Here is a 24,784-nt window from a genome sequence, read left to right as displayed (position 1 = left end):
ATAACAGCTCCTTTGACTATATGTTATTCTAACATAAATTACTTGTTATCGTCAACATCGGTGAAATCAGCGTCATATACATTAGGATCTCCGCCGTTGTTGCCTGTAGGATTACCGCCGTTTGGCTGAGCACCGTTCATATCGGGAGCACCGCCCTGCGGAGCAGCCTGCTGATAAAGCTTAGCGGCAGCATCGTTAAGAGTCTTCTGGAGGTCTTCCTTAGCTGTGCCGATGAGTGCGGCATCGTCCTTTGAGACAGCCTCTTTAAGAGCTGCAACCTTTGTGTTGATTGCGTTCTTGTCATCCTCAGGAATCTTGTCACCGCTTTCGCTGACGAGCTTTTCTGCCTGATAAACAATGTTTTCAGCCTCGTTCTTAGCGTCAACTGCCTCACGGCGCTTTTTGTCCTCTGCGGCAAACTGTTCAGCTTCCTTAACAGCCTTGTCGATATCTTCCTTGCTCATTGAAGTTGAGTTACTGATTGTAATCTTCTGCTCTTTGCCTGTACCGAGGTCTTTTGCAGATACATTAACGATACCGTTGGCATCAATATCAAATGTTACTTCAATCTGCGGAATACCACGCATTGCAGGAGCAATGCCTGTGAGAGCGAAAAGACCGAGCTGCTTGTTGTCACGGGCAAATTCACGCTCACCCTGAAGAACATTGATTTCAACCTGTGTCTGATTATCAGCGGCAGTTGAGAAAATCTGGCTCTTCTTTGTTGGGATTGTTGTGTTTCTGTCGATAATCTTTGTCATAACACCGCCCATTGTTTCAACACCGAGTGAAAGCGGAGTTACATCGAGGAGGAGAAGTCCTTCAACTTCACCGCCGAGTACGCCTGCCTGAATAGCTGCGCCGATAGCAACACATTCATCAGGGTTGATGCCCTTGAACGGCTCTTTGCCGATGAGCTTCTTAACAGCGTCCTGAACAGCAGGGATTCTGGAAGAACCGCCAACCATAAGAACCTTGTCAATCTGACCGATCTGAAGACCTGAATCCTGAAGAGCCGATCTTACAGGACCCATTGTAGCTTCTACGAGGTCTGATGTGAGTTCGTCAAACTTTGCTCTTGTAAGAGTAAGGTCAAGGTGCTTAGGACCTGTCTGGTCTGCTGTGATAAACGGGAGGTTGATGTTAGAAGTTGTAACACCTGAAAGTTCAATCTTTGACTTCTCGGCAGCCTCTTTTAATCTCTGCATTGCAACCTTATCCTGTGAAAGGTCAATGCCTGTTTCTGTCTTGAATGATGCAACCATCCAGTCGATGATTCTCTTATCGAAGTCATCACCGCCGAGACGGTTGTTACCTGCTGTTGCAAGAACTTCCTGAACACCGTCGCCCATTTCGATGATAGATACATCGAATGTACCACCGCCGAGGTCATATACCATAACCTTCTGGTCTTTTTCTTTATCTACACCGTATGAAAGAGCGGCTGCTGTAGGCTCGTTGATGATTCTCTTAACATCAAGACCTGCAATCTTACCGGCATCCTTTGTAGCCTGACGCTGTGCGTCTGTGAAGTATGCAGGAACTGTGATAACTGCCTGTGTAACTGTTTCACCGAGGTAAGCCTCTGCATCTGACTTAAGCTTCTGAAGAATCATTGCTGAAATCTCCTGCGGAGTGTAGCTCTTGCCGTCAATTGTTACCTTGTGAGCAGTACCCATTTCTCTCTTGATTGATGCAACTGTTCTGTCAGGGTTTGTGATAGCCTGACGCTTGGCAACCTGACCGACCATTCTTTCACCGTCTTTTGAAAAAGCAACAACAGACGGAGTTGTTCTTGCGCCTTCTGCGTTAGCGATAACTACAGGCTCGCCGCCTTCGATAACTGCTACGCATGAGTTTGTTGTACCTAAATCTATACCTATTGTCTTAGCCATGATAAATTCCTCCAATTGAATTTTTAATTGTTTTTGTTTGTGTGTTTTCTGCTGAATATTTATATATGAAATCAGTCACAGTTGGCAACCTGTACCATTGCGTGACGGATAATTTTGTCACCGATTTTGTAACCCGTCTGATAAACGGCTGCGATTGTGTCGGCACCGAGGTTTTCGTCCTCAATCTTTGAAACCGCATTGTGCAAGTTCGGATCGAATGCATCGCCTGCTTTGCCGTAGGACTCAATCTTTAGCTTTTCAAAGCTCTCTGCAAGCTGATTTGAAATAAGCTCAATACCCTTGATGATATCGGGATCGGCGTCTTTCAGATTAGCAAGAGCAAGCGTTACGCTGTCTGCAACGGGAAGAAGCTCGATACAAGCCTTTGAAGTTGCATCGTCATAGATTGAAAGCTTTTCGTTTGCCGTTCTTTTACGGTAATTGTCGTACTCGGCGGCAAGTCGCATATACTTATCCTTCTGTGCCGAAAGCTCATCTTCAAGAGCCTTGATTTTATCCGCATTTTCATTCTTTGCAGGCTCTTCGGTATTTTCAGTCTCGGTTTCTTCTGCGACTGTTTCTTCGGAAACCTTTTTCTCTTCGGTTTTCTCGGATTTTTTCTTAGTCATCTTTATCCTCCTTCAAGGATTTTTATTTATCATATTTCTATCAGCTCATCAATAAGAGTGCTAACGCTTTCGGACACACATTCAAGAATTGAAATTGCTCTTGCGTAGTCCGTTCTCACGGGTGCTATCACCGCAAGCACACCTGACGGATTGCCGTCAAGTCGGTATCGTGTGGAGATTACCGCACTCCCTGCAAGCTCTGTTCTGCTGTTTTCGCCGCCTATGCTGACGGAGGTGTCAAGCGGAAGATTTTCAAGCATTTCCGCAAGGTCGTGTCTGTTGTTCAAAAACTCCATAACATTTCGTGCGTTAAGAAAATTGACATCGGACATAAACAACGGCTTTGTCACACCGCTGAGATAAACGCTGACTTCCTTTGCCGTTTCACAAGCCTCCATAATTGCCACAAGCACTCCCGGGGTAAACATCGAAAGTTCACCGAGCCTTGCCGCCGCTGTCTGTATGAACGGTCGGTTGACCGATGAAAGCTTCATTCCCGAAAAGATTTCGTTAAATGCCTTGTCAAACACGGTCAAAAGTTCGGGATTCAAAAGGAAATCGCAACGAAACAGCTTTGTTTTTATGATTCCGTTTGAGGCAATCACAACAGCCATTGCCGTGTGCGAACCCGTCTGAACAAATCTTATTCTGTGGATTCTGCTTTCCTCACCCGAAGGTGTTGTTGTTACCGCCGTGCAGCCTGTCAGCCTTGAAATAACACCGCTTGCCTCTTTGAGAATACTCTCGGGGGAATCTGCGCTTTTGTAAAGCTCGGATTCAACATATTCCCGTCCGCCTTGGGTTACGGGGGTAATTTTCATCAAATTGTCGATGTAGTATCTGTAGCCCTGCAGCGTTGGAATTCGTCCTGCCGAGGTGTGCGGCTGAACCAAGTAGCCTTTATTTGTAAGGTCTGCAAGGTCATTTCGCACCGTTGCCGATGAAACCTCAAGTCCCGTTTCGTTAATCAACGCTTTTGAACCAATCGGCTCGCCTGTGTTGATATAGCTTTCGATTACTGCCGATAATATTTTCTTTTTTCTTTCAGCCAGCTCCATACCGTTCACCTCATTTCGTGTCGGTTTTTGCTGTTTTAGCACTCTCAATAGGTGAGTGCTAATTGCTATACTCATAATATAATACCAAAGTCAGTAAAAGTCAAGCGTTTTTGAAAAAATTTTTCGTTTTCAGAAAATCTTCACATAACACGGTTTGACATTGTGCCGAGGATACTCTATAATCTACTTATCAGTAATGTTTAAGGGTGAATTTTATGGGCGAATTTCTTCAGAATATGTATGTATGGCTTTGGGCGGCTCTTGCAATATTAATGATTATCGTAGGAATCAAATATCGCCACGAACATCAGGGCTTGCTTGCAGTTTTAATGGCTGTGTTTTTTATCTTCATGACCGTATGGTACGGACTGCGAACCTTTGCAGGCTACCCAATGTTTGAGGGTACGCTTAATATCATCTTCCGTTGCATCCTCGGCGGTTTCCTCGTTGCGCTTGGTTTGATATATTGGTTTATAAGAAAAAGAAAATAACTATATATGTATAAAAAACAAATCGGACAGCAGATTTTATTTCTGCTGTCCATTATTTTTATGTTCATATTTTTTCGTTCGTGTAGATAGTTTGCAATGTTTAAAAACCAATTATGCCCGAGCGTGGCATTGTAACTGTTTGCACAATTCTGTAGGGGCGTTCATTGGACGCCCGCCACTAACGGCACAATATTTATGTTAAATCAAATTATATAAATAAAACAAAGTTACCGTTATTCTGTAGTGGCGAACCTCGTTCGCCGCTACAATCAAACATTTACTCCCATATAAACTAAAAAAGTCGGGCAACAATGTTTTGCATTTTGCAAACTTGCTACCCGACCATAATTTTCCATTTTAAATTTTCAACTTTCAATTTTACTAAAGTTCGTCCGCTTTAAACGCTGTGTAGCCCTCATAATAATAGCTGTGGTCAATGCCTTTCATGTACATCTCACGGCTGTCAATTTCATCGGTCAATGCGTTTTTCAGAACATATTTTATCTCGATATCCCGTATGGGACTGCGCTCCATTGCAAGCAGATAATCTTCCTTGTCAACCTTGCTCCAGTCGATAACCTTGCCGATTTCCGTTTTCAACATATGGCCAAGCCAGATTCGTGCACTGCGACCGTTGCCCTCTCTGAATGGGTGCGCAATGTTCATTTCGACATACTTTTCTATAATCTCATCAAAATTGCTCTGCGGCATTTCATCAATATTTTTCAAAGCTGATTCAATGTACATCAAAGGTGCAAATCTGAAATTGCCCTTTGCAATGTTTACGGTTCTCAACTTTCCCGCAAAATCGTAGATTTCATCAAAAAGGTACTTGTGGATTGTCTGTAATGTTGAAAACTTTCCGCTTTCAAGGTTGTCAAGAATGTGATTTTCAAAAAGCATTGCCGCCTTTTTCTTACTGATTCGCTCCTCTTCACGAGCAAGCTCCGCAGAAGAAGTCAATCCGAGTTTGTTCTCAAGCATACAAGCACCTCACTTTACTATATATATTGTATCATAGTGCAGATGATAATTCAATTTTTTAGTTTATGTTTATTTTAGTTCGTGTAGATAGTTTGCAATATTAAAAACTATTATGCCCGAGCGTGACTTTGTAATTGTCAGGTTCGTGTTTATTTTAGTTCGTGCAGATAGTTTGCAATATTTAAAAAACTATTATGCCCGAGCGTGGCATTGCAATTGTTCGGTTCGTGTTTATTTTAGTTCGTGCAGATAGTTTGCAATATTAAAAACTATTATGCCCGAGCGTGGCTTTGTAATTGTTCACCGCTGCAGTGTTGCAATTAATTTGTCCTTAAACGACGAAAGCACCGGGCTTGCGGCGACCCGGTGCTTTCTTATGTTCTTTAAAAAATGAGGGGTACAATTACGAGTCTTTGTTCAGACTCGCATTGAGGAGGGTAGAACAATTATACTCTGACGGATGCGGTTCCGTCTTTTTGAGTACGCTTATATTAAACAATGCAAATATGAAAACTGTGTGAACCCTTTTTGAAATCGGAATGAAAAGCATCTGTTTTTTCTGTTAATCAATCAAAACTCAAATAATTTCTTTATTTATTCGACGAAATAAAAAATTTTTTTAAAAATATAAAACAAATGTTTGATTTTTCCGAAAATATATGGTACAATCATACTGTAATTACAAACAAGGGGCGTTGCGATATGAAACCTTTAAGCAAAAGCCAACAGAAAATTTTCGATTATCTAAAAGAATGTGCAGGCGAGGGCAGAGTTCCGTCAGTTCGTGAAATCTGCGAAGAAACGGGACTGAGTTCAACATCAACCGTTCACCACCACCTCAAGGCACTTGAAGAAAAAGGTCTTATTTCACGAGAACACGGCGTGAACCGTTGTATTCAGATTAACGGCATGGAGAAAAACACCGATGTTCCCGTTTTGGGCAGAGTTGCGGCAGGTTATCCGATTCTTGCCGTTGAGAATATTGAATGTTATGTGCCTGTTCCCGACAGCTTAAAAAGGGGCAGAGAGCTTTTTGCTCTGCGTGTTCAGGGCGAAAGTATGATTAACGCAGGCATTTTCCCTGACGATATTTTAATTGTTCACCGCACACCTGTTGCGGAGAACGGCGAAATCGTTGTTGCGCTTGTCGGTGACGAGGCGACCGTAAAGCGTTTTTACAAGGAAAACGGTCACTTCAGACTTCAGCCTGAAAACGACAATTTTGAACCGATTATAGTTGACGAAGTCGCTTTGCTCGGCAAGGTGATCTCGCTTGTAAGATATTTTGAGTAAAAGGATTAGCATACAGCTTTGAGAGGAAGTGATAAAATGCGTGACTATGTGATTTACGATATGTACACAGATGACAGAATGTTTCGTTACGAGGTCTATAAGCACCCGAACGGAATGTATGAAGTGTGTGTTCAGTCGAGAGAGGCGGAGGATTTTGCCGTGAACGAGCAGTACCTCTACTGCGACATTCCCGAAGAAGTCACACATTTTACCGACACCCTCGAAAGAGCTATAGAAATCGGCGATTGCAAGCTGTATAGACTGAGTGCCTAAATCAATATAAAGTCAATCAGGAAACATTTTCAGCTGTGTTTTTCCATTTTTGTTATATTTTTTATGAATGCAATTAGTCTCAAAAAAGATTGATATTATTGAATTTATAGAATATAATAATGGCAAAGGATTAACTTACTTTCAATAATTTTTTTAACAATGTTATAAACACAAGGTGGTTTCAATATGTTTGAACAACTTATAAATAAAATAAAAACACTTTCTGACGGTGAATTTAAACAGGCAACCATTGAAATACAAGAATTTATAAATCAAATACCTGATGATGAATTTAAAGCAATAGTTAAGCAAATAGGAATCATACCAGAAAATATCCCGCATGACTCCACTGAGGAAAAATTGTATTCTAAAACATCGGACATAGTTTTAGCCCGATGTTTTAGAATGCTTGGTTTAGCATCAAAAGCGTTAGACGAACGAGCTGATAGTGCAGATATCTTAGCCGAAAGTATTTCAGGATATAACTATAGTTTAGTCGCTGATGCTAAATGTTTTCGCTTAAGTAGAACTGCAAAAAATCAAAAAGATTTTAAGATAAGCAATCTAAGTAACTGGAGAGGTTCTGAAAATGAATATGCCGTTTTAGTAGCACCTTACTTTCAGTATCCTCAATCAACAAGCCAAATCTATTCAAATGCACTTGATAATAATGTTTGTTTACTATCATGGGAACACATATCAATTATGCTTGAACGGAATGTAAAAGAAACAACCTCTTTCAAATTAGAATCTTTATGGGATGCTTCTTCTATGATTGCTAGAGACAAATCCCTATGTTTTGCAAATGCTAAAAAATGCTTTTTGCCAAAAATGGATATGTATGTCGCAAAGAAATCAGGGATTTCAAAATCCGGCTATGACAAGATACTGTCTAAATATAAAGAATTCATTATAGATAGAGGAAAAGATGAAATAAAATATTGGAATAATTGTATTGCTGAAATCAAAAAATATACAAAAGAACAAGCCATTGATGAATTAATTAAATCAAAAAAATTGCAAGAAAAAATAAATGTAATTACATTATATTTAGATAAATTGAGCAGGTGAGAAAAATATATGGGTAGAATTGAATTAGGAGATTCCATAGAACTAATAAAAAGTATAGAAACCGAATCAGTGCATTTAATTTTGTCTGATATTCCATATGGAATAAATTACGAAGAATGGGATGTTATCCATCACAATACAAACCGCTCACTTTTAGGAAAAAGCCCAGCACAAAAAAAATCAGGAAGTATATTTAAAACTCGAGGAAAACCTTTAAATGGATGGTCACAGTCAGATAGAAATATCCCAGTAGAATATTATCAGTGGTGTTCATCATGGTCATCTGATTGGTTTAGAGTTTTAAAACCTGGTGCTAGTTGTTTTATTTTTGCGGGAAGAAGAATGGCTCATAGATGTATATGTGCGATGGAAGATTCTGGGTTTATTTTTAAAGACATGCTTTCTTGGGAAAAAGATTCTGCGGCATATAGGGCTCAACGGGTAAGCTGTGTTTTTGACAGACGAGGAGATATTACTAATAGTGCAGCTTGGGAAGGGTGGAAAATAGGTAACCTCCGACCTTTATTTGAGCCCATTCTGTGGTTTATGAAGCCTTATCCACAAGGAAGCACTCTAACCGATAATATTTTAAAATATGAGGTAGGAGCTTTTAACGAAAAGAAATTAAAACAATTGACCTCATTAAACGAAGGTTTGGAAATATGTTCTAATATATTGAAAGTTAAAACCCAAAAATCTGATCGAGGTTTACATCCAACACAAAAGGCCGTTGAGTTAATGGAAATATTAATATCATTAGTCACCAAGGAAGGTCAGACGGTTTTAGATCCATTTTGTGGTTGTGGAACAACATTAGTTGCCGCGAAAAAACTCAATAGAGAATATATTGGTTTTGAAAAAAACGAAGAATATTATAATAATATTTTGTTAAGAATGAGAGATGATGAAGAATAGCGAAAACACTAATTTAACCACTTTTTTACATTTAATTCAACAAATTACATACGAAAAGGTCGGAAAGCACTTAAACTTTCCGACCTTTGGTTATTACTGCTATTCCTATTTTTAATCTGAATTTACGATTTTCTATACTTTGGCGGTTCGATTTCATAGACATTGTTGCCGTTGCTGTCGATTGCAACTATGCACGGAAAATCTTCAACCTCATATCTGCGAACAGCCTCTGTGCCTAAATCTTCATAGCAAAGAATCTCCTCGCTCTTGATACTCTTGGCGATAAGCGCCGCCGCACCGCCGATTGCGACAAGATAAACGCCCTTGTTGCGAACAATCGCATCGACAACTTCTTTATTTCTTGCGCCTTTGCCTATCATTCCTTTGAGTCCGAGGTCAAGCAATGACGGAGCGTACTTATCCATACGATAGCTTGATGTCGGACCTGCAGGACCTACTGCATAACCGGGCTTTGCAGGAGCAGGACCTACATAATAGATAAGCTCGCCTTTGATGTCAACGGGAAGTTTTTCGCCCTTCTGAATCAATTCATAAAGTCTTTTGTGTGCAGCATCTCTGCCTGTGATGATTGAACCCGTGAGCAGAACGCTGTCGCCTGCTTTAAGATTTTTGATATCTTCGTCCGTAATCGGAAGTGTAATTTTCTTTTCCACAGCTTTTCCTCCTCAGATCGTTGCACTTGCGTGTCTTGCGGCATGGCAACAGATGTTGACCGCAACAGGCATTCCTGCAATGTGTGTGGGTGAAGTTTCGATATTCACGCCGATTGCAGTTGTATTGCCGCCAAGTCCTGCAGGACCGAATCCCATTTTATTGATTTCGGTAAGGAGCTCGTCCTCAAGCTGTGCATAGCGTTCATCTTCATTTTTGGAATCAATCGGACGGAAGGTTGCTTTTTTTGCAAGCTGGGCGGCTCTTTCAAAAGTACCGCCGATTCCGACACCGACAACCATAGGAGGGCAGGGATTTGGACCTGCCTGAAAAACAGTATCAAGAATAAACTGCTTAACGCCCTCAATGCCCTTTGACGGGGTGAGCATTTTTATCTGCGACATATTTTCACTGCCGAAGCCCTTGCCGCCGGCGGTAATTTTAATCTGATTTCCGCTGACAATTTTTGTGTGGATAATTGCAGGAGTGTTATCCTTTGTATTGATTCTGTCGAAAACAGGATCATTTACTACACTCTTGCGAAGGTAGCCGTCAATATAGGCTCTGCGAACACCCTCGTTGACAGCCTCATCAAAACTGCCGTCCTCAATAACAACCCTGTCACCGTATTCAACAAAAAGAACAGCCATACCCGTATCCTGACAAAGCGGAACTTCTTCACGAGCCGCAATTTTATCGTTTTCGATAATCTGTGAAAGTACACTTTTGCCTACAGGCGAGCTTTCGTTATCCCTTGCGGTTTCAAGGGCGCACATGATGTCTTTGCCGATAAAATAGTTGCAGTCGGTAAACAGCTTTTTAACCGTATCGCATACCGTCTGCGCCTTGATTTTTCTTATTTCCATATCCGAACTCCTTAATGTGAATTTAGCACCAAATTTTAACACTATACATTATAATTTATTTTCAACGGTATTTCAATAAGAAATGAAATGTGGTATAATCATTTTAACGGATTGTTATAACAGTTGTGATTTGAAGTGCAGCGGCGAACCGTGTTCGCCCCAACAGTGTGGTACGAAGAATTACGATATTACGCTCGGGCATAATATGTGTTTTTAATATCATACTATCTTCACGAATAGGGTACGGCGGCTCGCCGTGCGATACTTCACCAACAAAATTGAAAATTAACATAATTTTATCACATTCGGATGATAGAGTAACAGTCGGAATACACTGCGTCTTAACCGACGCTTATAATTTTAATAAAAGGGGCGTACAAAAATGAGCAGGATACTTGTTGTTGACGATGAGGCAAGAATCAGACAGATTATCAGAAAATATGCCGAATTTGAGGGCTTCGAGGTTGAAGAAGCCGTTGACGGTATGCAGGCAATTGAAATTTGCCGTAAAGAGGACTTTGACCTTATCATAATGGATGTTATGATGCCTGAGCTTGACGGCTTTTCCGCTTGCAGGGAAATCAGAAAATTCAAGAAAACACCTATCATTATGCTTTCGGCAAGAGGCGAGGAGTACGATAAAATTCACGGCTTTGAGCTTGGCAGTGACGACTATGTTGTTAAGCCGTTCTCGCCAAAGGAGCTTATGATGCGTGTTAATGCCGTAATCAAGCGTTCACAAGGCGCTCAGAACGAAGAGAATGTGAAGAAGGATGTATTTACATACGAAGGTCTTTCGGTTGATTTCTCAGCCAGAATCGTTACAATTGACGGCAAAAGAATTGAGATGACGCCAAAGGAATACGAACTCTTTTTCTATATGGTAAAGAACAAAGGACTTGCACTCACCCGTGAAAAGCTTATAAGCGAGGTTTGGGGCTACGACTTCTTCGGTGACGAAAGAACGCTTGACACACACATTAAGCTTCTCAGAAAGAGCCTTGGCGAATACAGCAGATGCATTGTAACGCTTCGAGGGGTGGGTTACCGTTTTGAAACAATCTAACAAACGATTTGACCGCCATTATCTGCCGTTGAATTTTAAGCTGTTATGCTATTTTCTTCTGTTCGGATTTGCAATTGTGATCGTGTTGTGGGTGTTCCAGACCTTTTTTCTTGAATCGTTCTACACGGCAACAAAATCTTCACAGGTTGAAAAGAACGCACAGGTTATTTCAAAGTCGATTGAAGAAAACAAAAACGCTCTCGGAACAATTGAAAATGTTGCAAGCTACAATTCACTTTCGGTATATGTTTACGATTCAACTTCTCTTTTCACATTGAAGTATTGTTGCGAATATGACAACCCCGTTTCAAACCTGAATTTTCAGTATCACGATGTCTATTCATACTACAAGCTGGCAGAGGAAAATGACGGACATTATATGTTCATCACAAGTAACTACAAAGAGGACAGCATTAAAGGCAAGTTTGAGCGACAGTTTTTTAATGAATATTCTTCATCCGACACAGCCGAGAGGAATACTGTTCGGTATGCTTCCGCTCCCGATAAAAATGTTCAAAATATGGTCTACACCGACATTATCAATCTGCAGGACGGCAGCGAATGCTTTTTGATTGTAACATCGTCAATCACACCGCTGACTAACACGGTTGAAATCGTCCGTGACCAGCTTGCAATCGTTTCGGTTGTGTTTGTGCTTCTTGCCGTTATAATTTCGCTTTACGCAAGCTACAGAATTGCGAAACCGATTTCTAAGACAAACACGGCGGCAAAGGAGCTTGCAAAAAAAAACTATGATGTTGACTTTAACGCAAGAGGATATCTTGAGGTTGAGGAACTCAACGAAACGCTGAACTACGCAAAAACAGAGCTTGCCGCAACCGAAAAGTTGCAAAAAGAACTTATTGCCAACATCTCACACGATTTGAGAACACCGCTGACAATGATTACGGGCTACGGCGAGGTTATGCGTGACCTGCCCGGTGAAAACACTCCCGAAAATATTCAGATTATTATTGACGAGGCAACAAGACTTTCAACACTTGTCAACGATTTGCTTGACCTTTCAAAGATTCAATCGGGTTCAATTCAACCCGAAAAATCGGAGTTCTGTCTTACCGACAGCATCAAAAATATTTTCACAAGGTACGCAAAGCTAAAGGAACAGGACGGATACAACATTCTGTTTGAGAGTGACGAAGATGTTTACATTTTTGCCGATGAACTGAAAATTTCACAGGTAATCTATAATCTTGTGAACAATGCAGTCAATTATGTCGGCGAAGACAAAACTGTTATTGTAACGCAAAAGGTAAACGGCAAAAAGGTTCTCATTGAGGTAACGGATCACGGTGACGGCATTCCTCCCGAAAAGCTTGAGTACATCTGGGATCGTTACTACAAGGTTGACAAGGAGCATAAGCGTGGCGTTATCGGCACGGGACTCGGCTTGTCAATAGTCAAGGGTATTCTTGACAGCCACAAAGCAAGGTACGGCGTTCGCAGTACACTCGGCAAAGGCAGTACATTCTGGTTTGAACTCGACATTGTTTCCGTGAAAAAACGAAACAAAAAGAATTCTGACGAAAATAAAGAATAAACAACAAATCCCGAACACAGTAAAATGTGTTCGGGATTTATTTATAAAATGCCTATTAAATTGTCGGTTGAAAAAAGTGGATTGAAGATAAATGCATCTTCGAGGAGTTCGCCGTTTTCATAGGAATGTTCAACCTCTTTTGAATATCCCTGCAGAATTTTCACAACTTCGGTTTGAGTCGGATTGTTGGGCCTTTCGAGTTCATAAGCGGTCACTATGTATGCACAGACCATTCGCTTGATTGTGGATATGACATTAAAACTGTCTATTGCAGAAAGGTAATATCTGCGGACATAGTAGTCAAGATAGGCGGTAAGCGGTTTGTCAAAACGGTTTGACAGCGTATTATTTTTTGCAAAATCGGCGGTTGCTTCAAGCTCACATAGCCAATCCTTACTCATGATATCAAGGGTTTTGTGCAAATCAAAAATGAATGACGCAGCTTTGCAGCTTTGCTTTTTATATTCATCTGTCGGCATAGCCGTGATATCAAAAATTTCATCGTCAAGCATATTCTGCACTCGCTCGTTGAAGGCAAGAAGTCTGCACAATCTTTCGGACAAGGACATTTTGCAGTCTGAGAGAATTTCAAAAGTGCGTTTTCTTGCAGAGAGCAGAAAATTCATCTCGGTTGTGCTGTAATCGGTCTGTGAGTCCTGCGGAATATCGGTTGCAAAGCCTGTGTCAAAATCCGATTCAAGCATGAGCCTTGCCGCCTCGGGACAGGCAAACGAAAGCGTATGTTCACAAAAAACGGTGTAGTCCTGAGTGATTCTCGGAAATTCCTTACAGGTGTGACAAAGGTGATTTTCACCGAGGTTGATGTAAATGTCACACAGCATATCGCTGTTCCAGAACGGGCATTTTTCACCTTGCCTGATGAAAATTCTGTCGCCGTCCTCGTCAATTGTCATAAGCGACCTGAGCCTGTCGCCAAACTCGCCTTTGGCGGTATTATAAAAATCAAAGCTTGTATCATCGACAACAACATCCCAGTCCCTGCAACAGCTGTCGGGACAGAGGTTCGCAATGCATCTGAATTTTTCGCAGTATTTCGGGAAGTAGTGTTTCATAGTCATGTCCATTTCAATGTAAGAATAAATTGCTCGTAGGCATCGTCCCAGCCGTCAATTGCGTTCACTCCGCCGCCGTTCACACTGCGAAGCTTGGTGTCGATTTCATCAAGTCCGAGTGCAAAAAGTTCGCCTGCACTGATTTTGTACCCGTGCGACCGACAGAGGGAACAGAAGTTATCAATCGGATTTTCGCTCTGTTCGGTTTTCAGAAGTTTTTCTTTGAGTTCTGCGTTGCTTTTGGCGTCACAGAGAAGTCGGTCAAGTTCTTCCCGTATCATAAAATCACCACGAAAATAAAATGAAGTTTCATAAAAACGGACCGCCCAAAAAATGAACGGTCCGCATTCGGCTTTTAAGATTTACTCAATAATTACTCAATTGAGCTGTCGAGGTATTCCATAAGCTCCTCGTCATCTTTTTTCTGCTTATCCTTAACAATAAAGAACGCTGTGAGAGCAGCAGAAAGAGCTGCAACTGCAGAGATGATACCGATAATTAAAGCCCATCTGCACTTATGATTTTTCATATTCTGTCGCCTCCAAATTTTGTATGCTTGTATGGCAGTAGTATCTGCCGTATCTTTATTTATATTCTAACAGTTTTTACAAAAATGTCAACAGAACAAAATAAAAAAGCAGAGAATATTCTCTGCTTTTAAGCCTGTAAGATTTATTGCACTTATGCTGATGCGTTAAGTCTTTTAGCAAGTGATGATTTGCTTCTTGCTGCAGTGTTCTTGTGAAGAATACCCTTAGCTGCTGCCTGGTCAATTTTCTTAATAGCAAGACGAACTGCCTCTGTTTTGTTGTCAGCGTTAGTGTCAACTGCGTAATAAGCCTTCTTTACAGCTGTTCTGAGAGCAGATTTTGTAGCCTTGTTACGAGCAGTCTTTGTAGCAATAACTTTAACACGCTTTTTAGCAGATTTGATGTTTGGCATTGTCCCACCTCCTTAAAGTATCGGTCATATAGGAATTATGATAGCACAAGAATGTGCAAAAATCAAGTCTTTTTACAAAAAAAGTTGGATTTTATGCGGATTTTATCGGTTTTCTCTGTTTCGCAACAACATCTTGTGTATTGATTTTTTCATTTATCTATATGCTGTAACAGAAAAATAACAGAAATTTCCCCGCCGCATAAATTTTATATGTTTACGGTAATTTTGTCAAGCAATTCTCCCACTTTTTCACGGAACACAAGGTTTGCGTTCTTGTCCATTGGGGTGGGATCACGGTTGATAAGCACAAGATTATCGCCGCCGAAATAACGGATAAACCCAGCCGCCGGATAGACCGTGAGGCTTGTGCCGGCAATAATCAGCGTGTCAGCCTTTGAAATTGCGTTGACCGCACCCGTTACCGTGCTGTCGTCAAGTCCCTCTTCATAAAGCACAACATCGGGTTTTATGATACCTCCGCAAGTACATTTGGGAATATCGGCAGAGTTCTTGATAAACTCTGCATCATAGAATCTGCCGCACTTTGTGCAGTAGTTGCGAAGAACACTTCCGTGCAGCTCATAAACACGCTTACTGCCTGCTGCCTGATGAAGTCCGTCAATATTCTGGGTAACAACAGCCGAAAGCTTTCCCGCCTTTTCAAGCTCTGCAAGCTTATAGTGCGCCTTGTTCGGCTTTTTGTCAAGGCAGAGCATTTTGTCACGGTAAAAGCGGAAGAACTCGCTTGTTTTGTGAACAAAAAATGTGTGGCTGAGAATCTGCTCGGGCGGATAATCGTACTTTTGATTGTACAGACCGTCAACACTTCGGAAGTCGGGAATTCCGCTTTCTGTCGAAACTCCCGCACCGCCGAAAAATACTATTCTTTTGCTTTTGTCAATTACGCTTTGAAGTTCTTCAAGTGTACTCACGAAATCGCTTCCTTCATACTTTTAACATAGTCGCAAACAGGCTTAACGCTGTCTTTGCCGTACTTTGCAACAATTTTCACGATTGCAGAACCAACGATAACACCGTCTGCACTTTCGCTCATTTTCTTTGCCTGCTCCGGAGTTGAAATGCCGAAACCGATTGCACACGGAATATCCTTTACTGACTTAACAAGTCTTACCATTTCGCCTACATCGGTTGTGATTTCACTTCTTACGCCTGTAACGCCCATTGATGAAACGCAGTAAACAAAGCCCTCCGCCTCTTTTGCAATCATCTTGATTCTCTCATGAGATGTAGGAGCGATGAGAGAAATTACATCAATGCCGTATTTTCCGCTGTAATCGGTAAGCTCGTGCTTTTCTTCATACGGTGTGTCGGGAACGATAACTGCGGAGATTCCGCACTCCTGACACTTTGCCATAAACCTTTCCGTACCATATACGAAAATAGGATTCATATATGTCATAACGGCAAGAACGGCGTCAATCTGCGGACGGATACGCTTTACCATATCAAAGATTTTGTCTGTTGTTGTGCCTGCCGAAAGAGAACGGAGGTCAGCCTCCTGAATTACAACACCCTCGGCAATCGGGTCTGAAAACGGAATACCGATTTCGATGATATCGGCACCGTTTTTGCTCATTTCAATAAGAAGCTTTTCTGTTGTTTCAAGATCGGGATCACCCGCTGTTACAAACGGGATGAACGCCTTGCCGTTTTGGAATGCAGATTTAATATCAGTCATGGAGATCCTCCCCTCTGTATCTTGCGATAGCCGCAACATCCTTGTCGCCTCTGCCCGAAAGGTTGACTACGATAATCTTGTCTTTGTCCATTGTCGGGGCAATTTTTATACAATGTGCAACTGCGTGTGCGCTTTCAATTGCAGGGATGATACCCTCTGTTCTCGAAAGATATTCAAATGCGTTTACAGCCTCTTCATCTGTAACGGGAACATAGCTTGCTCTGCCCGTGTCGGCAAGGTTTGCGTGTTCGGGACCGATACCGGGGTAGTCAAGACCTGCCGAAATTGAATATACGGGAGCAATCTGTCCGTATTCGTTCTGACAGAAGTACGACTTCATGCCGTGGAAGATGCCGAGTGTGCCTGTTGCGATTGTAGCGGCAGTTTTTGGAGTATCTGTGCCGAGGCCTGCTGCCTCACAGCCGATAAGCTTTACATTTTCATCCTTGATAAACTCATAGAAAGCGCCCATTGCGTTGCTTCCGCCGCCTACGCAAGCCATAACAACATCGGGAAGTCTGCCTTCCTTTTCAAGCATCTGTGACTTGATTTCCTTGCCGATTACACTCTGAAAATCACGGACAACAGTCGGGAACGGGTGCGGTCCCATTACCGAGCCAAGAACATAGTGTGTGTCGGAAACTCTGTTTGTCCATTCACGCATTGCCTCGTTTACGGCATCTTTAAGAGTCATTGTGCCTGTTTCAACGGCATTGACCTTTGCACCGAGAAGTTTCATTCTGTAAACATTGAGAGCCTGACGGATTGTGTCCTCTTTGCCCATAAAGATTTCACATTCAAGTCCTAAAAGTGCGGCTACGGTTGCCGTTGCAACACCGTGCTGACCTGCGCCCGTTTCGGCAATAACTCTTGTTTTGCCCATTCTCTTTGCAAGAAGGCACTGACCGAGGCAGTTATTGAGCTTGTGTGAACCTGTGTGGTTCAAGTCCTCACGCTTAAGATAAATCTTTGCACCGCCGAGGTCTTTTGTCATTTTTTCGGCATAATAGAGAAGTGACGGTCTGCCTGCGTATTCACGCATAAGTGTGTCGAGTTCTGCAACAAACTCGGGATCGTCCTTATACCTGTTGTATGCCTCTTCAAATTCATTAATTGCATTCATCAGCGTTTCGGGAACGAACTGTCCGCCGTGAATACCGAATTTTCCTTTTGTCATCTTGATTCCCCTTAATTACTTTTATATCATTGGTGTGCGTTGCACACAGCGGGCGGCCGATGACCGCCCCTACACTTTAATTGGTGTGCTTTGCACACGGCTTATAAATCAATTTTTTATTTTCTGCCCGACAATTCGTCAAGTGCAGCTTTTTTGTCGGGATTTCTCATAAGGGTTTCACCTATGAGAACTGCGTTTACTCCTGCGTTTTCAAGCACCCTGATGTCATCCCGTGTTTTGATTCCGCTTTCGGCAACAAAAATAATGTTGTCGGGAACAAGCTTACGGAGCTTTGTACAGTTATTTATGTCCACCGTGAAGTCACGAAGATTTCGGTTGTTTACACCGATAACTCTTGCTCCTGCGGCAATTGCGGAATACACCTCATCGGCTGTGTGAGCCTCAACAAGTGCCGAAAGTCCGAGAGAGTCGCAAAGCTTAATCCATCTTCTGATTGTGTCCGTGTCAAGAAGCGAGCAGATAAGCAGTACGGCTGACGCACCGATTGTCTTTGCCTCATAAATCTGATATTCACAAACTGTGAAATCTTTTCTCAAAAGCGGAATACTTACATTCTTTGAAATCTCTTCAAGAAAAGCATTTTCGCCCTTAAACCACTTCGGTTCTGTCAGAACGGAAATTGCACTTGCGCCTGCATTTTCATAATCCTTAGCAATCTGAACATAGGGAAAATCCTCTGCGATAATTCCCTTTGACGGGGACGCTTTTTTGACCTCGCATATAAATGAAATGTCCTTGCCCGCAAGCGCCTTTTCAAACGGAAATTCATTGTCTGTTCCCATTGAAAGTGCTTTTTGCTTTATCACTTCAAGCGGAACTTGCTTTTCGATTTCTTCATATCTTACTCTGTTTGCATCTGCAATTGTTTCAAGTATCATTGTGTCACCTTTATTCGTTGGAAGCCTTTGCAAATTCTTCAATCTTTGCATAAGCCTTGCCGCTGTCGATAATTTCGTTTGCAAGCTTTATGCCGTCCTGAATTGAATCTGCCTTGCCGCCTGTGCAAAGTCCGAGTGCGGCATTGAGAACAACGATATCACGCTTTGCGTCCTTAATTTCACCGCTGAGAATTTCTTTTGTGATTTCAGCATTTTCTTTGCCGTCACCGCCTGCAAGATCCTCGGGTGCACAAAGTTTAAGACCGTAATCTTCGGGATTGAGAATGAATGTGTTGAACTTGCCGTTGTCAATCTCACACACCTTTGTTGTTGTTGTGAGAGTAACCTCGTCCATGCCGTCCATGCCGTAGAAAACATAGCCTTTCTTAACACCGAGGTTTGAAAAAACCTGTGCAATCGGCTCAACAAGAGCCTCAGAATACACACCCGTTACCTGAAGGTCTGCGCCTGCAGGGTTTGTGAGAGGTCCGAGAACATTGAAAATGTTTCTGATTCCGATTTCCTTACGGACAGGACCTACATACTTCATTGATGAATGGTAGCCCTGTGCAAACATAAAGCAGATGCCTGCTTTGTTAAGAACCTCTTCGCTCTTTTCGGGAGTGATGTTGATGTTGATTCCGAGCTGTTCAAGACAGTCTGCCGAACCGCTTTTGCTTGACATTGAACGGTTGCCGTGCTTTGCAACGGGGATTCCTGCGGCGGCAATTATAAATGCCGCTGTTGTTGAAATATTGAATGTGCCTGTACCGTCGCCGCCTGTGCCGACGATATCGAGTACATCACGGTTAGGCTTGATGTGGAGTGCTTTTTCTCTCATAACCTGTGCGCTTGCGGTAATTTCGTCAATTGTTTCACCCTTGATTCTCAAGGCTGTGAGATATGCCGCCATCTGCGACTGAGTTGCTGTGCCTGAGAACATTTCGTCCATAACCTGTGCCGCCTCATCAAAAGTGAGGTCATTGCCTGCAACCAACTTTTTTATTGCCTCTTTAATCATAAAACTTCAATCCTTTCCGTGTTATTTGCAAAGTGTAATAAAATTCTTTATCATTTCCATACCGTGTGAGGTGAGAATTGATTCGGGGTGAAACTGCAATCCGTAAAGCTCAAAATCCTTGTGCTTAACTCCCATAACCTCGCCGTCACGGTCTTCTGCGATTACCTCGAGTGTGTCGGGAACCGTATCTCTTTTCGCAATCAACGAATGATACCTTGCACCCTCAACAACCTTTGGAAGTCCGTTAAAAATTTTCTTGTCCGTGTCAACAATGATATCGCTCTTTTTGCCGTGCATAAGCTTTATTGCGTGGGCGATTGTTGCACCGTAAACCTCGCATATTGCCTGATGACCGAGGCAGATACCGAGAATCGGAAACTGTCCCGCAAGCGCCTTTATAACCTCCTCACATATTCCGGCATCTTTCGGATAGCCGGGGCCGGGTGAAAGGATGATGTGGGATGGAGCAAGCTTTTTGATTTCGTCAACTGTTATTTCATCGTTTCTTACAACCTTGATATCGGGATTTACGCTGCCGCAGAACTGTACAAGATTGTAGGTAAAGCTGTCATAGTTATCAATAAAAAGTATCATAAAGCGTTTACCTCCCCTGCATTTTTAACTGCATTCATAACAGCAAGAGCCTTGTTGTAGGTTTCCTCGTATTCGCTTTCGGGAACGCTGTCGGCTACAATGCCTGCGCCTGCCTGAACATAAACCTTGTCATTTTTCTTGACCGCCATTCTGATAGCGATACAGGTGTCGAGGTTGCCGTTGAAATCAACATATCCGAGTGCTCCGCCGTATATACCTCGGGGAGTTCTTTCAAGCTCTTCAATGATTTCACAGGCTCTGATTTTCGGAGCACCCGAAAGTGTGCCGGCAGGGAGTAGGGATTCGATTGCGTCAAAAGCGTCAAGTCCGTCCTTTAGCTTGCCCTCAACCTCACTGCAAATGTGCATTATCTTTGAATAGCGGAGAACCTCCTGATATTTTGTAACCTTAACCGAATTGAATTCGGAGATTTTTCCAATGTCGTTTCGTCCGAGGTCAACGAGCATATTATGCTCTGCAAGCTCCTTTTCATCGTGAATAAGCTCGTCTGCAAGGGCATTGTCCTCTGTATCTGTTTTACCTCTCGGACGAGAACCTGCAATCGGGAATGTGTTAAGCACTCCGTTCTGAAGCTTTACAAGTGTTTCGGGAGAGGTGCTTATAATCTCGTCACCGTCAATTGACATATAAACCATATAAGGCGACGGGTTTGTACTTCTCAGCACTCTGTATGCATTGATGAGGGAATTTTTGTAATCCGCCTCAAATCTTCTTGAAACAACACATTGGAAGATGTCACCGTCAAAGATGTACTCCTTGGTTTTCTCAACCATTTTGCAGAATTCTTCTTTTGAATATGTGCTTGTAAATTCAACATTCCCGTCACTCTCAAGCTTTGGAAGGGGTTCGGGAGATGTGATTGTCGAAATTATCTCTGCAATATCCTTTTTGGCAAGTTCATACTGCGCCTTGGTGTCGTTTGTTTTCATATTAACAATGATAATGAGTTTTTCTTTAAGATGATCGTAGGCTATAATCTTGTCGAAAAGCATCATATCAAAATCGTTTGTATCTCCTCTTTTGAGCTTTAAAACAGGCTCTGCAACAGAAATCATTGCGTAACCGAAATAGCCGACAAGACCGCCTGTGAACGGTGGAATGTCTTTGAAATGCGGAGTTTTGTAATCGGCAAGATACTCACGGAGAGCGTCATACGGCTTTGCTGTTTTAACAACTCTTGCACCCTCGCCCGTAACTGTGAGAGTTCCGTTTTTGTACGAAAGCCTTGCCTTGGGGTTGAATCCGATGAATGAATACCTTGCCCACTTTTCACCGCCCTCGATACTTTCAAGAAGAAAGAATTTGTCGGATTTTCCTGCAATTTTTCTGAGCAGGTTAATCGGGGTGAATGCGTCAGCGTAGATTTCCTTGTAAATCGGAATAACGCTGTAATTGTCCTTGAGGTTCAGCACCTCATCGTAAGACGGTTTAATCATCGTACACCAACCTTTCTTTGGTAAAAGTTTTAAACATAAACAAAAAAGACCTTTGTCCCCACAAGGGACAAAAGTCTTGAAAAATCAACTTCTGCGGTACCACCCAAATTGACGATAAACGCCCGCTTTAACAGCATACTAACATATGCCTCTCACTTTAACGGTTGAGCTCCGTCGGAAACTACTTGCCAAAAGGCTTTCGGCCCGCCCTCACAAGTCCATTCGGCAAGTCCTCTGCTGTCAGCTTACACCAACCGCTGACTCTCTGAAAGCTTTGGAAAAACCTACTATTCTTGCTCACAGGTTTTTTCTTTATAAGACAATTATATGACTGTATTTTTGATTTGTCAACATTTTTTTGTGGTAAATCAAAAATTCTGTTTGAGAAACTCAACAATGTTTTCAAACTGCATTGAATGTGATGCCTTAACAAGCACAACATCTCCGCTTTTAATCGTTTTAAGAATTTCGGGTTTTGCATCTTCGATTGTGTCAAACGCTTTGCCGTCTGCACCCTTTGCAAGCTCCTTTGCAAGCTCGCCTACGGTTATGACCGTACCGATGCCCTTTGATTTTGCATAAACACCCGTGTCAAAGTGGAGTTTCAATTCCTCACTTCCGAGCTCCTTCATATCGCCGAGGATTGCAACCTTTCTGCCGTCAAGGTTGGAAAGTGTGTCAAGAGATGCTCTGACGGATGTCGGATTTGCGTTGTAGCAATCGTCAATGATTTTGATTTTGCCTGTATTGATAACATTGGCACGACTGCCTACTGTTTTGTACGAGGCGACACCGTTTGCAATTTCTTCATCGGTAAGTCCGAGAAGCTTGCCTGCGGCAGCAGCCGCAAGAGCATTTGTCACCATATATGTGCCGATTGCAGGAATTTCAACATCAATATTATTATTGTCAAAACAGAGTGTTGCAAGAACCTTGCCGTCACCGCTGTTTTTTATATTCTTTGCGTAAAAATCGTTCTTTGCGTCAAGTCCGAAGAAAACAGGCTTTTTGCCGTTTACGGTCTTAACGGTTGAAAGCTTATCGTCATCGCCGTTGAGAATGAAATCTGCATTTTCACGGGCATTTTTGAACATTTCTGTTTTAGCCTTGAGAACACCGTCACGGTTGCCGAGATTTTCAAGATGACATTCGCCGATGATTGTAAGCACGCAGATTGTGGGCTGAACCATTTCGGAAAGTCTTGTCATTTCACCGAAATCGGAAATACCCATTTCTATAACAGCCGCCTCGGTATCCTCGGGCATTGAAAGAAGCGTTAGCGGAACACCGAGCTCGTTATTGAGATTGCCTTGTGTTTTGTGGGTCTTGAATTTCTGTGAAAGAACGGCATAGAGCATTTCTTTTGTAGAGGTTTTTCCGACGCTGCCCGAAATTCCGATAACGGGAATGTCGAATTTTTCTCTGTATGCCCTGCCGATTTTCTTAACGGCATCAAGTGTTGATGGAACGACAATGCAAGGCTTTGTCGCATTTTCGGGAGCTTTCTCGCACAATGCACACACAGCACCCTGCGCAAAGCATTTTTCGATAAAATCATGACCGTCAACACGCTCGCCCTTTATGGCAAGAAACAGACTTCCGTTCTTCACCTGTCGGCTGTCACGCTCAACAGAGGTTATTTTTGCGTTTTTAAGCGATTCGTCGCCGACATATTCGCCGTTGCAAGCCTTTGCGATTTCGGCAAGAGTAAAGTCTTTCATACTAACCTCTTATTAAAAATCAGATTTTTCTTTGGGATATTTTGCAAGTGAAATTTCAATAATCTTTTCGCACAAATCGGGATAGCTTATGCCCTCAACAGCCGCCTCCTGAGGAAGAAGGCTTGTGGGAGTCATGCCGGGGAGAGTGTTTGCCTCGAGGCAGTATGTAAAACCGCCCTTGTCAAGAAGGAAGTCTATTCGTGCATAGCTTTCAAGGTGAAGTGCCTCGTATGCCTCTGTTGCAGCATCACGGAGCTTTTTGTCGGTTTCTTCGTCAATGTCTGCCGGACAGGTTTCAACTGTCGCGCCTGCCTGATATTTTGCGGCATAATCGTACATTCCCGACTTAGGAGCAATCTCAATCGGCGGAAGTGCCTTGCCGCCGATAAGACCGACGGAAAATTCTCTGCCTGTTACGAACTGCTCAACAACAATTTCGTCCTCATATTTGAGGGCCTCTTTAACAGCCTTTTTATACTGATCTGCATTCTCAACCTTTGAAACGCCTACGCTTGAACCGCCCGAGCAGGGCTTAACAATGCACGGGAACATATTCCATGCAAGAGCGTCCTTTTCGTTCTTGTAAAGTTCACCTGACGGAGTGTTGATATTCTTCTGCATAAATACGCTTTTTGTAAGACCTTTGTTCATTGCAAGCGCAGAACCGAGATATCCCGAACCTGTGTACTTGATTCCGAACAAATCGAGCGTTGCCTGCAACTGACCGTTTTCACCCTCACCGCCGTGAAGTGCAAGGAAAGTGATGTCTGCCTCGGCGCAGATTTCAATTACATTTCTGCCGATATAGCGTGATGTTTTGTCAAGGCGATTTTCCTTTGCCTCTTTGATATTTGTGATTGTATTTTCAACATCGTCACCGATTGAATTTCCGTCGGTAAAGCTGTAGTTCTGCTTGAAAAGTGCGTCAATGTCACAGATGTTTTCCTCATAGCCCATAAATACATCAAGCAAAACAACCTCGTGTCCCTTGCTTCTGAGAGCCTCGGCAACAAGTGTGCCTGATGAAATTGAAACTTCACGCTCTGTGCTCAGTCCGCCTGCAAGAACAACTATTCTCATATATATTTCTCCCTCTGAAATGTTTTGTTTCTATTTTTATTTCTTTATTCTCTTTAACTCTGTCAGTCTGTTACCTTTTTGAAACAAGACTGTAACCTATATTATAATATTTTATTTATCCGATTGCAAGCAAAAAAGCAAATTTGTAGAACAGGGTATCATCACACCGTTCTGCCGTTCAAAAACTGTATAATATTCAGATTTACGGCTTTCAACTCCTTGAAACAATATGTGAATAAATGTGTTGAAAATGTTAATAATTTGCTCCTGTTATCCACAATATACCGATATGCGGATAGTGTTATGCAAATTTGGATAGCTACATTCCGTGGATGAATAATTATAAATTT

Annotated in this window: 26 protein-coding genes and 1 other annotated feature; of the genes, 7 read left to right on the top strand and 19 right to left on the bottom strand. The window is 42.3% G+C overall.

Annotated elements, in window-relative coordinates; genetic code table 11:
* Positions 1 to 38: 38 nt before the first annotated feature.
* The 3 genes from dnaK to hrcA form a co-directional block, all read right to left on the bottom strand.
* Complete coding sequence (gene dnaK, locus WMO31_RS04555) at positions 39 to 1,895, bottom strand: molecular chaperone DnaK (RefSeq protein ID WP_367999291.1); 1,857 nt, start codon at positions 1,893 to 1,895, stop codon at positions 39 to 41.
* Positions 1,896 to 1,966: 71 nt separating this feature from the next.
* Positions 1,967 to 2,524 (bottom strand): nucleotide exchange factor GrpE, encoded by a 558-nt coding sequence (locus WMO31_RS04550; RefSeq protein ID WP_367999290.1) that lies wholly within the window; start codon positions 2,522 to 2,524, stop codon positions 1,967 to 1,969.
* A 29-nt stretch (positions 2,525 to 2,553) separates the two neighbouring features.
* Positions 2,554 to 3,657 (bottom strand): heat-inducible transcriptional repressor HrcA, encoded by a 1,104-nt coding sequence (gene hrcA / locus WMO31_RS04545; protein WP_295182339.1) that lies wholly within the window; start codon positions 3,655 to 3,657, stop codon positions 2,554 to 2,556.
* Between the two features lie 140 nt (positions 3,658 to 3,797).
* Between hrcA and WMO31_RS04540 the strand changes: the two genes are divergently transcribed.
* Complete coding sequence (locus WMO31_RS04540) at positions 3,798 to 4,073, top strand: hypothetical protein (RefSeq protein WP_015523061.1); 276 nt, start codon at positions 3,798 to 3,800, stop codon at positions 4,071 to 4,073.
* A 381-nt stretch (positions 4,074 to 4,454) separates the two neighbouring features.
* Here the strand turns inward: WMO31_RS04540 and fic are convergent, their stop codons facing one another.
* Complete coding sequence (gene fic / locus WMO31_RS04535) at positions 4,455 to 5,057, bottom strand: protein adenylyltransferase Fic (RefSeq protein WP_367999289.1); 603 nt, start codon at positions 5,055 to 5,057, stop codon at positions 4,455 to 4,457.
* Positions 5,058 to 5,759: 702 nt separating this feature from the next.
* On the opposite strand from fic, the gene lexA reads away from it, so the two are divergent.
* The 4 genes from lexA (at position 5,760) to WMO31_RS04515 (ending at position 8,609) form a co-directional block, all read left to right on the top strand.
* Positions 5,760 to 6,350, top strand: a complete 591-nt coding sequence (gene lexA, locus WMO31_RS04530) for a transcriptional repressor LexA (RefSeq protein ID WP_118128484.1) — start codon at positions 5,760 to 5,762, stop codon at positions 6,348 to 6,350.
* 36 nt (positions 6,351 to 6,386) lie between these two features.
* On the top strand, positions 6,387 to 6,623 hold the full coding sequence (locus WMO31_RS04525) for a hypothetical protein (RefSeq protein ID WP_296665815.1): 237 nt from the start codon (positions 6,387 to 6,389) through the stop codon (positions 6,621 to 6,623).
* A 186-nt stretch (positions 6,624 to 6,809) separates the two neighbouring features.
* A complete protein-coding gene (locus WMO31_RS04520) occupies positions 6,810 to 7,694 on the top strand; it encodes a HindIII family type II restriction endonuclease (RefSeq protein WP_367999288.1) in 885 nt (294 codons plus the stop codon).
* 9 nt (positions 7,695 to 7,703) lie between these two features.
* Positions 7,704 to 8,609, top strand: a complete 906-nt coding sequence (locus tag WMO31_RS04515) for a DNA-methyltransferase (RefSeq protein ID WP_296665812.1) — start codon at positions 7,704 to 7,706, stop codon at positions 8,607 to 8,609.
* Positions 8,610 to 8,731: 122 nt separating this feature from the next.
* On the opposite strand, the gene WMO31_RS04510 is transcribed toward WMO31_RS04515, so the two are convergent.
* Together WMO31_RS04510 and WMO31_RS04505 are read right to left on the bottom strand one after the other, a co-directional pair.
* A complete protein-coding gene (locus WMO31_RS04510) occupies positions 8,732 to 9,283 on the bottom strand; it encodes a Fe-S-containing hydro-lyase (RefSeq protein ID WP_367999287.1) in 552 nt (183 codons plus the stop codon).
* Between the two features lie 12 nt (positions 9,284 to 9,295).
* Positions 9,296 to 10,141 carry a fumarate hydratase gene (locus WMO31_RS04505; RefSeq protein ID WP_412567497.1) on the bottom strand — a complete coding sequence of 282 codons (846 nt, stop codon included), beginning with the start codon at positions 10,139 to 10,141 and terminating at the stop codon, positions 9,296 to 9,298.
* A gap of 388 nt (positions 10,142 to 10,529) precedes the next feature.
* Between WMO31_RS04505 and WMO31_RS04500 the strand changes: the two genes are divergently transcribed.
* Positions 10,530 to 11,213, top strand: a complete 684-nt coding sequence (locus WMO31_RS04500; protein WP_015523055.1) for a response regulator transcription factor — start codon at positions 10,530 to 10,532, stop codon at positions 11,211 to 11,213.
* Positions 11,200 to 12,771, top strand: a complete 1,572-nt coding sequence (locus tag WMO31_RS04495; RefSeq protein ID WP_117882540.1) for a sensor histidine kinase — start codon at positions 11,200 to 11,202, stop codon at positions 12,769 to 12,771. Before WMO31_RS04500 ends, WMO31_RS04495 begins: the two co-directional genes overlap by 14 nt.
* Before the next feature lie 41 nt (positions 12,772 to 12,812).
* Here the strand turns inward: WMO31_RS04495 and fliB are convergent, their stop codons facing one another.
* From fliB to WMO31_RS04430, 13 genes are all read right to left on the bottom strand, one after another.
* Positions 12,813 to 13,844, bottom strand: a complete 1,032-nt coding sequence (fliB, locus tag WMO31_RS04490) for a flagellin lysine-N-methylase (RefSeq protein WP_367999286.1) — start codon at positions 13,842 to 13,844, stop codon at positions 12,813 to 12,815.
* A 2-nt stretch (positions 13,845 to 13,846) separates the two neighbouring features.
* Complete coding sequence (locus WMO31_RS04485) at positions 13,847 to 14,125, bottom strand: hypothetical protein (protein WP_367999285.1); 279 nt, start codon at positions 14,123 to 14,125, stop codon at positions 13,847 to 13,849.
* Between the two features lie 92 nt (positions 14,126 to 14,217).
* Positions 14,218 to 14,373 carry a hypothetical protein gene (locus WMO31_RS04480; protein WP_015523052.1) on the bottom strand — a complete coding sequence of 52 codons (156 nt, stop codon included), beginning with the start codon at positions 14,371 to 14,373 and terminating at the stop codon, positions 14,218 to 14,220.
* 152 nt (positions 14,374 to 14,525) lie between these two features.
* Positions 14,526 to 14,786, bottom strand: coding sequence for a 30S ribosomal protein S20 (gene rpsT / locus WMO31_RS04475; RefSeq protein ID WP_015523051.1), 261 nt, complete (start codon positions 14,784 to 14,786; stop codon positions 14,526 to 14,528).
* Positions 14,787 to 14,992: 206 nt separating this feature from the next.
* The gene (locus tag WMO31_RS04470; RefSeq protein ID WP_021883850.1) at positions 14,993 to 15,718 is read right to left on the bottom strand and encodes an NAD-dependent protein deacylase; all 726 of its coding nucleotides are present in this window, start codon (positions 15,716 to 15,718) and stop codon (positions 14,993 to 14,995) included.
* A complete protein-coding gene (gene trpA / locus WMO31_RS04465) occupies positions 15,715 to 16,485 on the bottom strand; it encodes a tryptophan synthase subunit alpha (RefSeq protein ID WP_117522397.1) in 771 nt (256 codons plus the stop codon). Before trpA ends, WMO31_RS04470 begins: the two co-directional genes overlap by 4 nt.
* Positions 16,478 to 17,662 (bottom strand): tryptophan synthase subunit beta, encoded by a 1,185-nt coding sequence (gene trpB, locus WMO31_RS04460; RefSeq protein ID WP_021883852.1) that lies wholly within the window; start codon positions 17,660 to 17,662, stop codon positions 16,478 to 16,480. The genes trpA and trpB overlap by 8 nt, the downstream gene beginning before the upstream one ends.
* 116 nt (positions 17,663 to 17,778) lie before the next feature.
* Positions 17,779 to 18,561, bottom strand: a complete 783-nt coding sequence (trpC, locus tag WMO31_RS04455; protein WP_367999284.1) for an indole-3-glycerol phosphate synthase TrpC — start codon at positions 18,559 to 18,561, stop codon at positions 17,779 to 17,781.
* Between the two features lie 10 nt (positions 18,562 to 18,571).
* Positions 18,572 to 19,582, bottom strand: a complete 1,011-nt coding sequence (gene trpD / locus WMO31_RS04450; protein WP_101028288.1) for an anthranilate phosphoribosyltransferase — start codon at positions 19,580 to 19,582, stop codon at positions 18,572 to 18,574.
* Positions 19,583 to 19,603: 21 nt separating this feature from the next.
* Positions 19,604 to 20,176 carry an anthranilate synthase component II gene (locus WMO31_RS04445; RefSeq protein WP_117846963.1) on the bottom strand — a complete coding sequence of 191 codons (573 nt, stop codon included), beginning with the start codon at positions 20,174 to 20,176 and terminating at the stop codon, positions 19,604 to 19,606.
* Positions 20,173 to 21,633 (bottom strand): anthranilate synthase component I, encoded by a 1,461-nt coding sequence (trpE, locus tag WMO31_RS04440; RefSeq protein WP_117846962.1) that lies wholly within the window; start codon positions 21,631 to 21,633, stop codon positions 20,173 to 20,175. Before trpE ends, WMO31_RS04445 begins: the two co-directional genes overlap by 4 nt.
* Positions 21,634 to 21,693: 60 nt before the next feature.
* Positions 21,694 to 21,943: a binding site (T-box leader), on the bottom strand.
* A gap of 58 nt (positions 21,944 to 22,001) precedes the next feature.
* The gene (locus WMO31_RS04435) at positions 22,002 to 23,354 is read right to left on the bottom strand and encodes a UDP-N-acetylmuramoyl-tripeptide--D-alanyl-D-alanine ligase (protein WP_367999283.1); all 1,353 of its coding nucleotides are present in this window, start codon (positions 23,352 to 23,354) and stop codon (positions 22,002 to 22,004) included.
* Between the two features lie 12 nt (positions 23,355 to 23,366).
* Positions 23,367 to 24,434, bottom strand: coding sequence for a D-alanine--D-alanine ligase family protein (locus WMO31_RS04430; RefSeq protein ID WP_046431080.1), 1,068 nt, complete (start codon positions 24,432 to 24,434; stop codon positions 23,367 to 23,369).
* Positions 24,435 to 24,784: the final 350 nt, after the last annotated feature.

This window comes from Ruminococcoides intestinale, from assembly GCF_040095935.1.
Classification (GTDB): domain Bacteria; phylum Bacillota; class Clostridia; order Oscillospirales; family Acutalibacteraceae; genus Ruminococcoides; species Ruminococcoides intestinale.
The sequence above is the reverse complement of the archived record's forward strand: the minus strand, read 5'-3'. Positions and strand labels throughout refer to the sequence as shown.

Bases quoted from the DNA above. Each gene is read 5' to 3' on its own strand.
- dnaK (WP_367999291.1), bottom strand. From the start codon at position 1,895: ATGGCTAAGACAATAGGTATAGATTTAGGTACAACAAACTCATGCGTA.
- WMO31_RS04550 (WP_367999290.1), bottom strand. From the start codon at position 2,524: ATGACTAAGAAAAAATCCGAGAAAACCGAAGAGAAAAAGGTTTCCGAA.
- hrcA (WP_295182339.1), bottom strand. From the start codon at position 3,657: ATGAGTATAGCAATTAGCACTCACCTATTGAGAGTGCTAAAACAGCAA.
- WMO31_RS04540 (WP_015523061.1), top strand. From the start codon at position 3,798: ATGGGCGAATTTCTTCAGAATATGTATGTATGGCTTTGGGCGGCTCTT.
- fic (WP_367999289.1), bottom strand. From the start codon at position 5,057: ATGCTTGAGAACAAACTCGGATTGACTTCTTCTGCGGAGCTTGCTCGT.
- lexA (WP_118128484.1), top strand. From the start codon at position 5,760: ATGAAACCTTTAAGCAAAAGCCAACAGAAAATTTTCGATTATCTAAAA.
- WMO31_RS04525 (WP_296665815.1), top strand. From the start codon at position 6,387: ATGCGTGACTATGTGATTTACGATATGTACACAGATGACAGAATGTTT.
- WMO31_RS04520 (WP_367999288.1), top strand. From the start codon at position 6,810: ATGTTTGAACAACTTATAAATAAAATAAAAACACTTTCTGACGGTGAA.
- WMO31_RS04515 (WP_296665812.1), top strand. From the start codon at position 7,704: ATGGGTAGAATTGAATTAGGAGATTCCATAGAACTAATAAAAAGTATA.
- WMO31_RS04500 (WP_015523055.1), top strand. From the start codon at position 10,530: ATGAGCAGGATACTTGTTGTTGACGATGAGGCAAGAATCAGACAGATT.
- fliB (WP_367999286.1), bottom strand. From the start codon at position 13,844: ATGAAACACTACTTCCCGAAATACTGCGAAAAATTCAGATGCATTGCG.
- WMO31_RS04485 (WP_367999285.1), bottom strand. From the start codon at position 14,125: ATGATACGGGAAGAACTTGACCGACTTCTCTGTGACGCCAAAAGCAAC.
- WMO31_RS04480 (WP_015523052.1), bottom strand. From the start codon at position 14,373: ATGAAAAATCATAAGTGCAGATGGGCTTTAATTATCGGTATCATCTCT.
- rpsT (WP_015523051.1), bottom strand. From the start codon at position 14,786: ATGCCAAACATCAAATCTGCTAAAAAGCGTGTTAAAGTTATTGCTACA.
- trpA (WP_117522397.1), bottom strand. From the start codon at position 16,485: ATGACTGATATTAAATCTGCATTCCAAAACGGCAAGGCGTTCATCCCG.
- trpB (WP_021883852.1), bottom strand. From the start codon at position 17,662: ATGACAAAAGGAAAATTCGGTATTCACGGCGGACAGTTCGTTCCCGAA.
- trpC (WP_367999284.1), bottom strand. From the start codon at position 18,561: ATGATACTTGAAACAATTGCAGATGCAAACAGAGTAAGATATGAAGAA.
- trpD (WP_101028288.1), bottom strand. From the start codon at position 19,582: ATGATTAAAGAGGCAATAAAAAAGTTGGTTGCAGGCAATGACCTCACT.
- WMO31_RS04445 (WP_117846963.1), bottom strand. From the start codon at position 20,176: ATGATACTTTTTATTGATAACTATGACAGCTTTACCTACAATCTTGTA.
- trpE (WP_117846962.1), bottom strand. From the start codon at position 21,633: ATGATTAAACCGTCTTACGATGAGGTGCTGAACCTCAAGGACAATTAC.
- WMO31_RS04435 (WP_367999283.1), bottom strand. From the start codon at position 23,354: ATGAAAGACTTTACTCTTGCCGAAATCGCAAAGGCTTGCAACGGCGAA.
- WMO31_RS04430 (WP_046431080.1), bottom strand. From the start codon at position 24,434: ATGAGAATAGTTGTTCTTGCAGGCGGACTGAGCACAGAGCGTGAAGTT.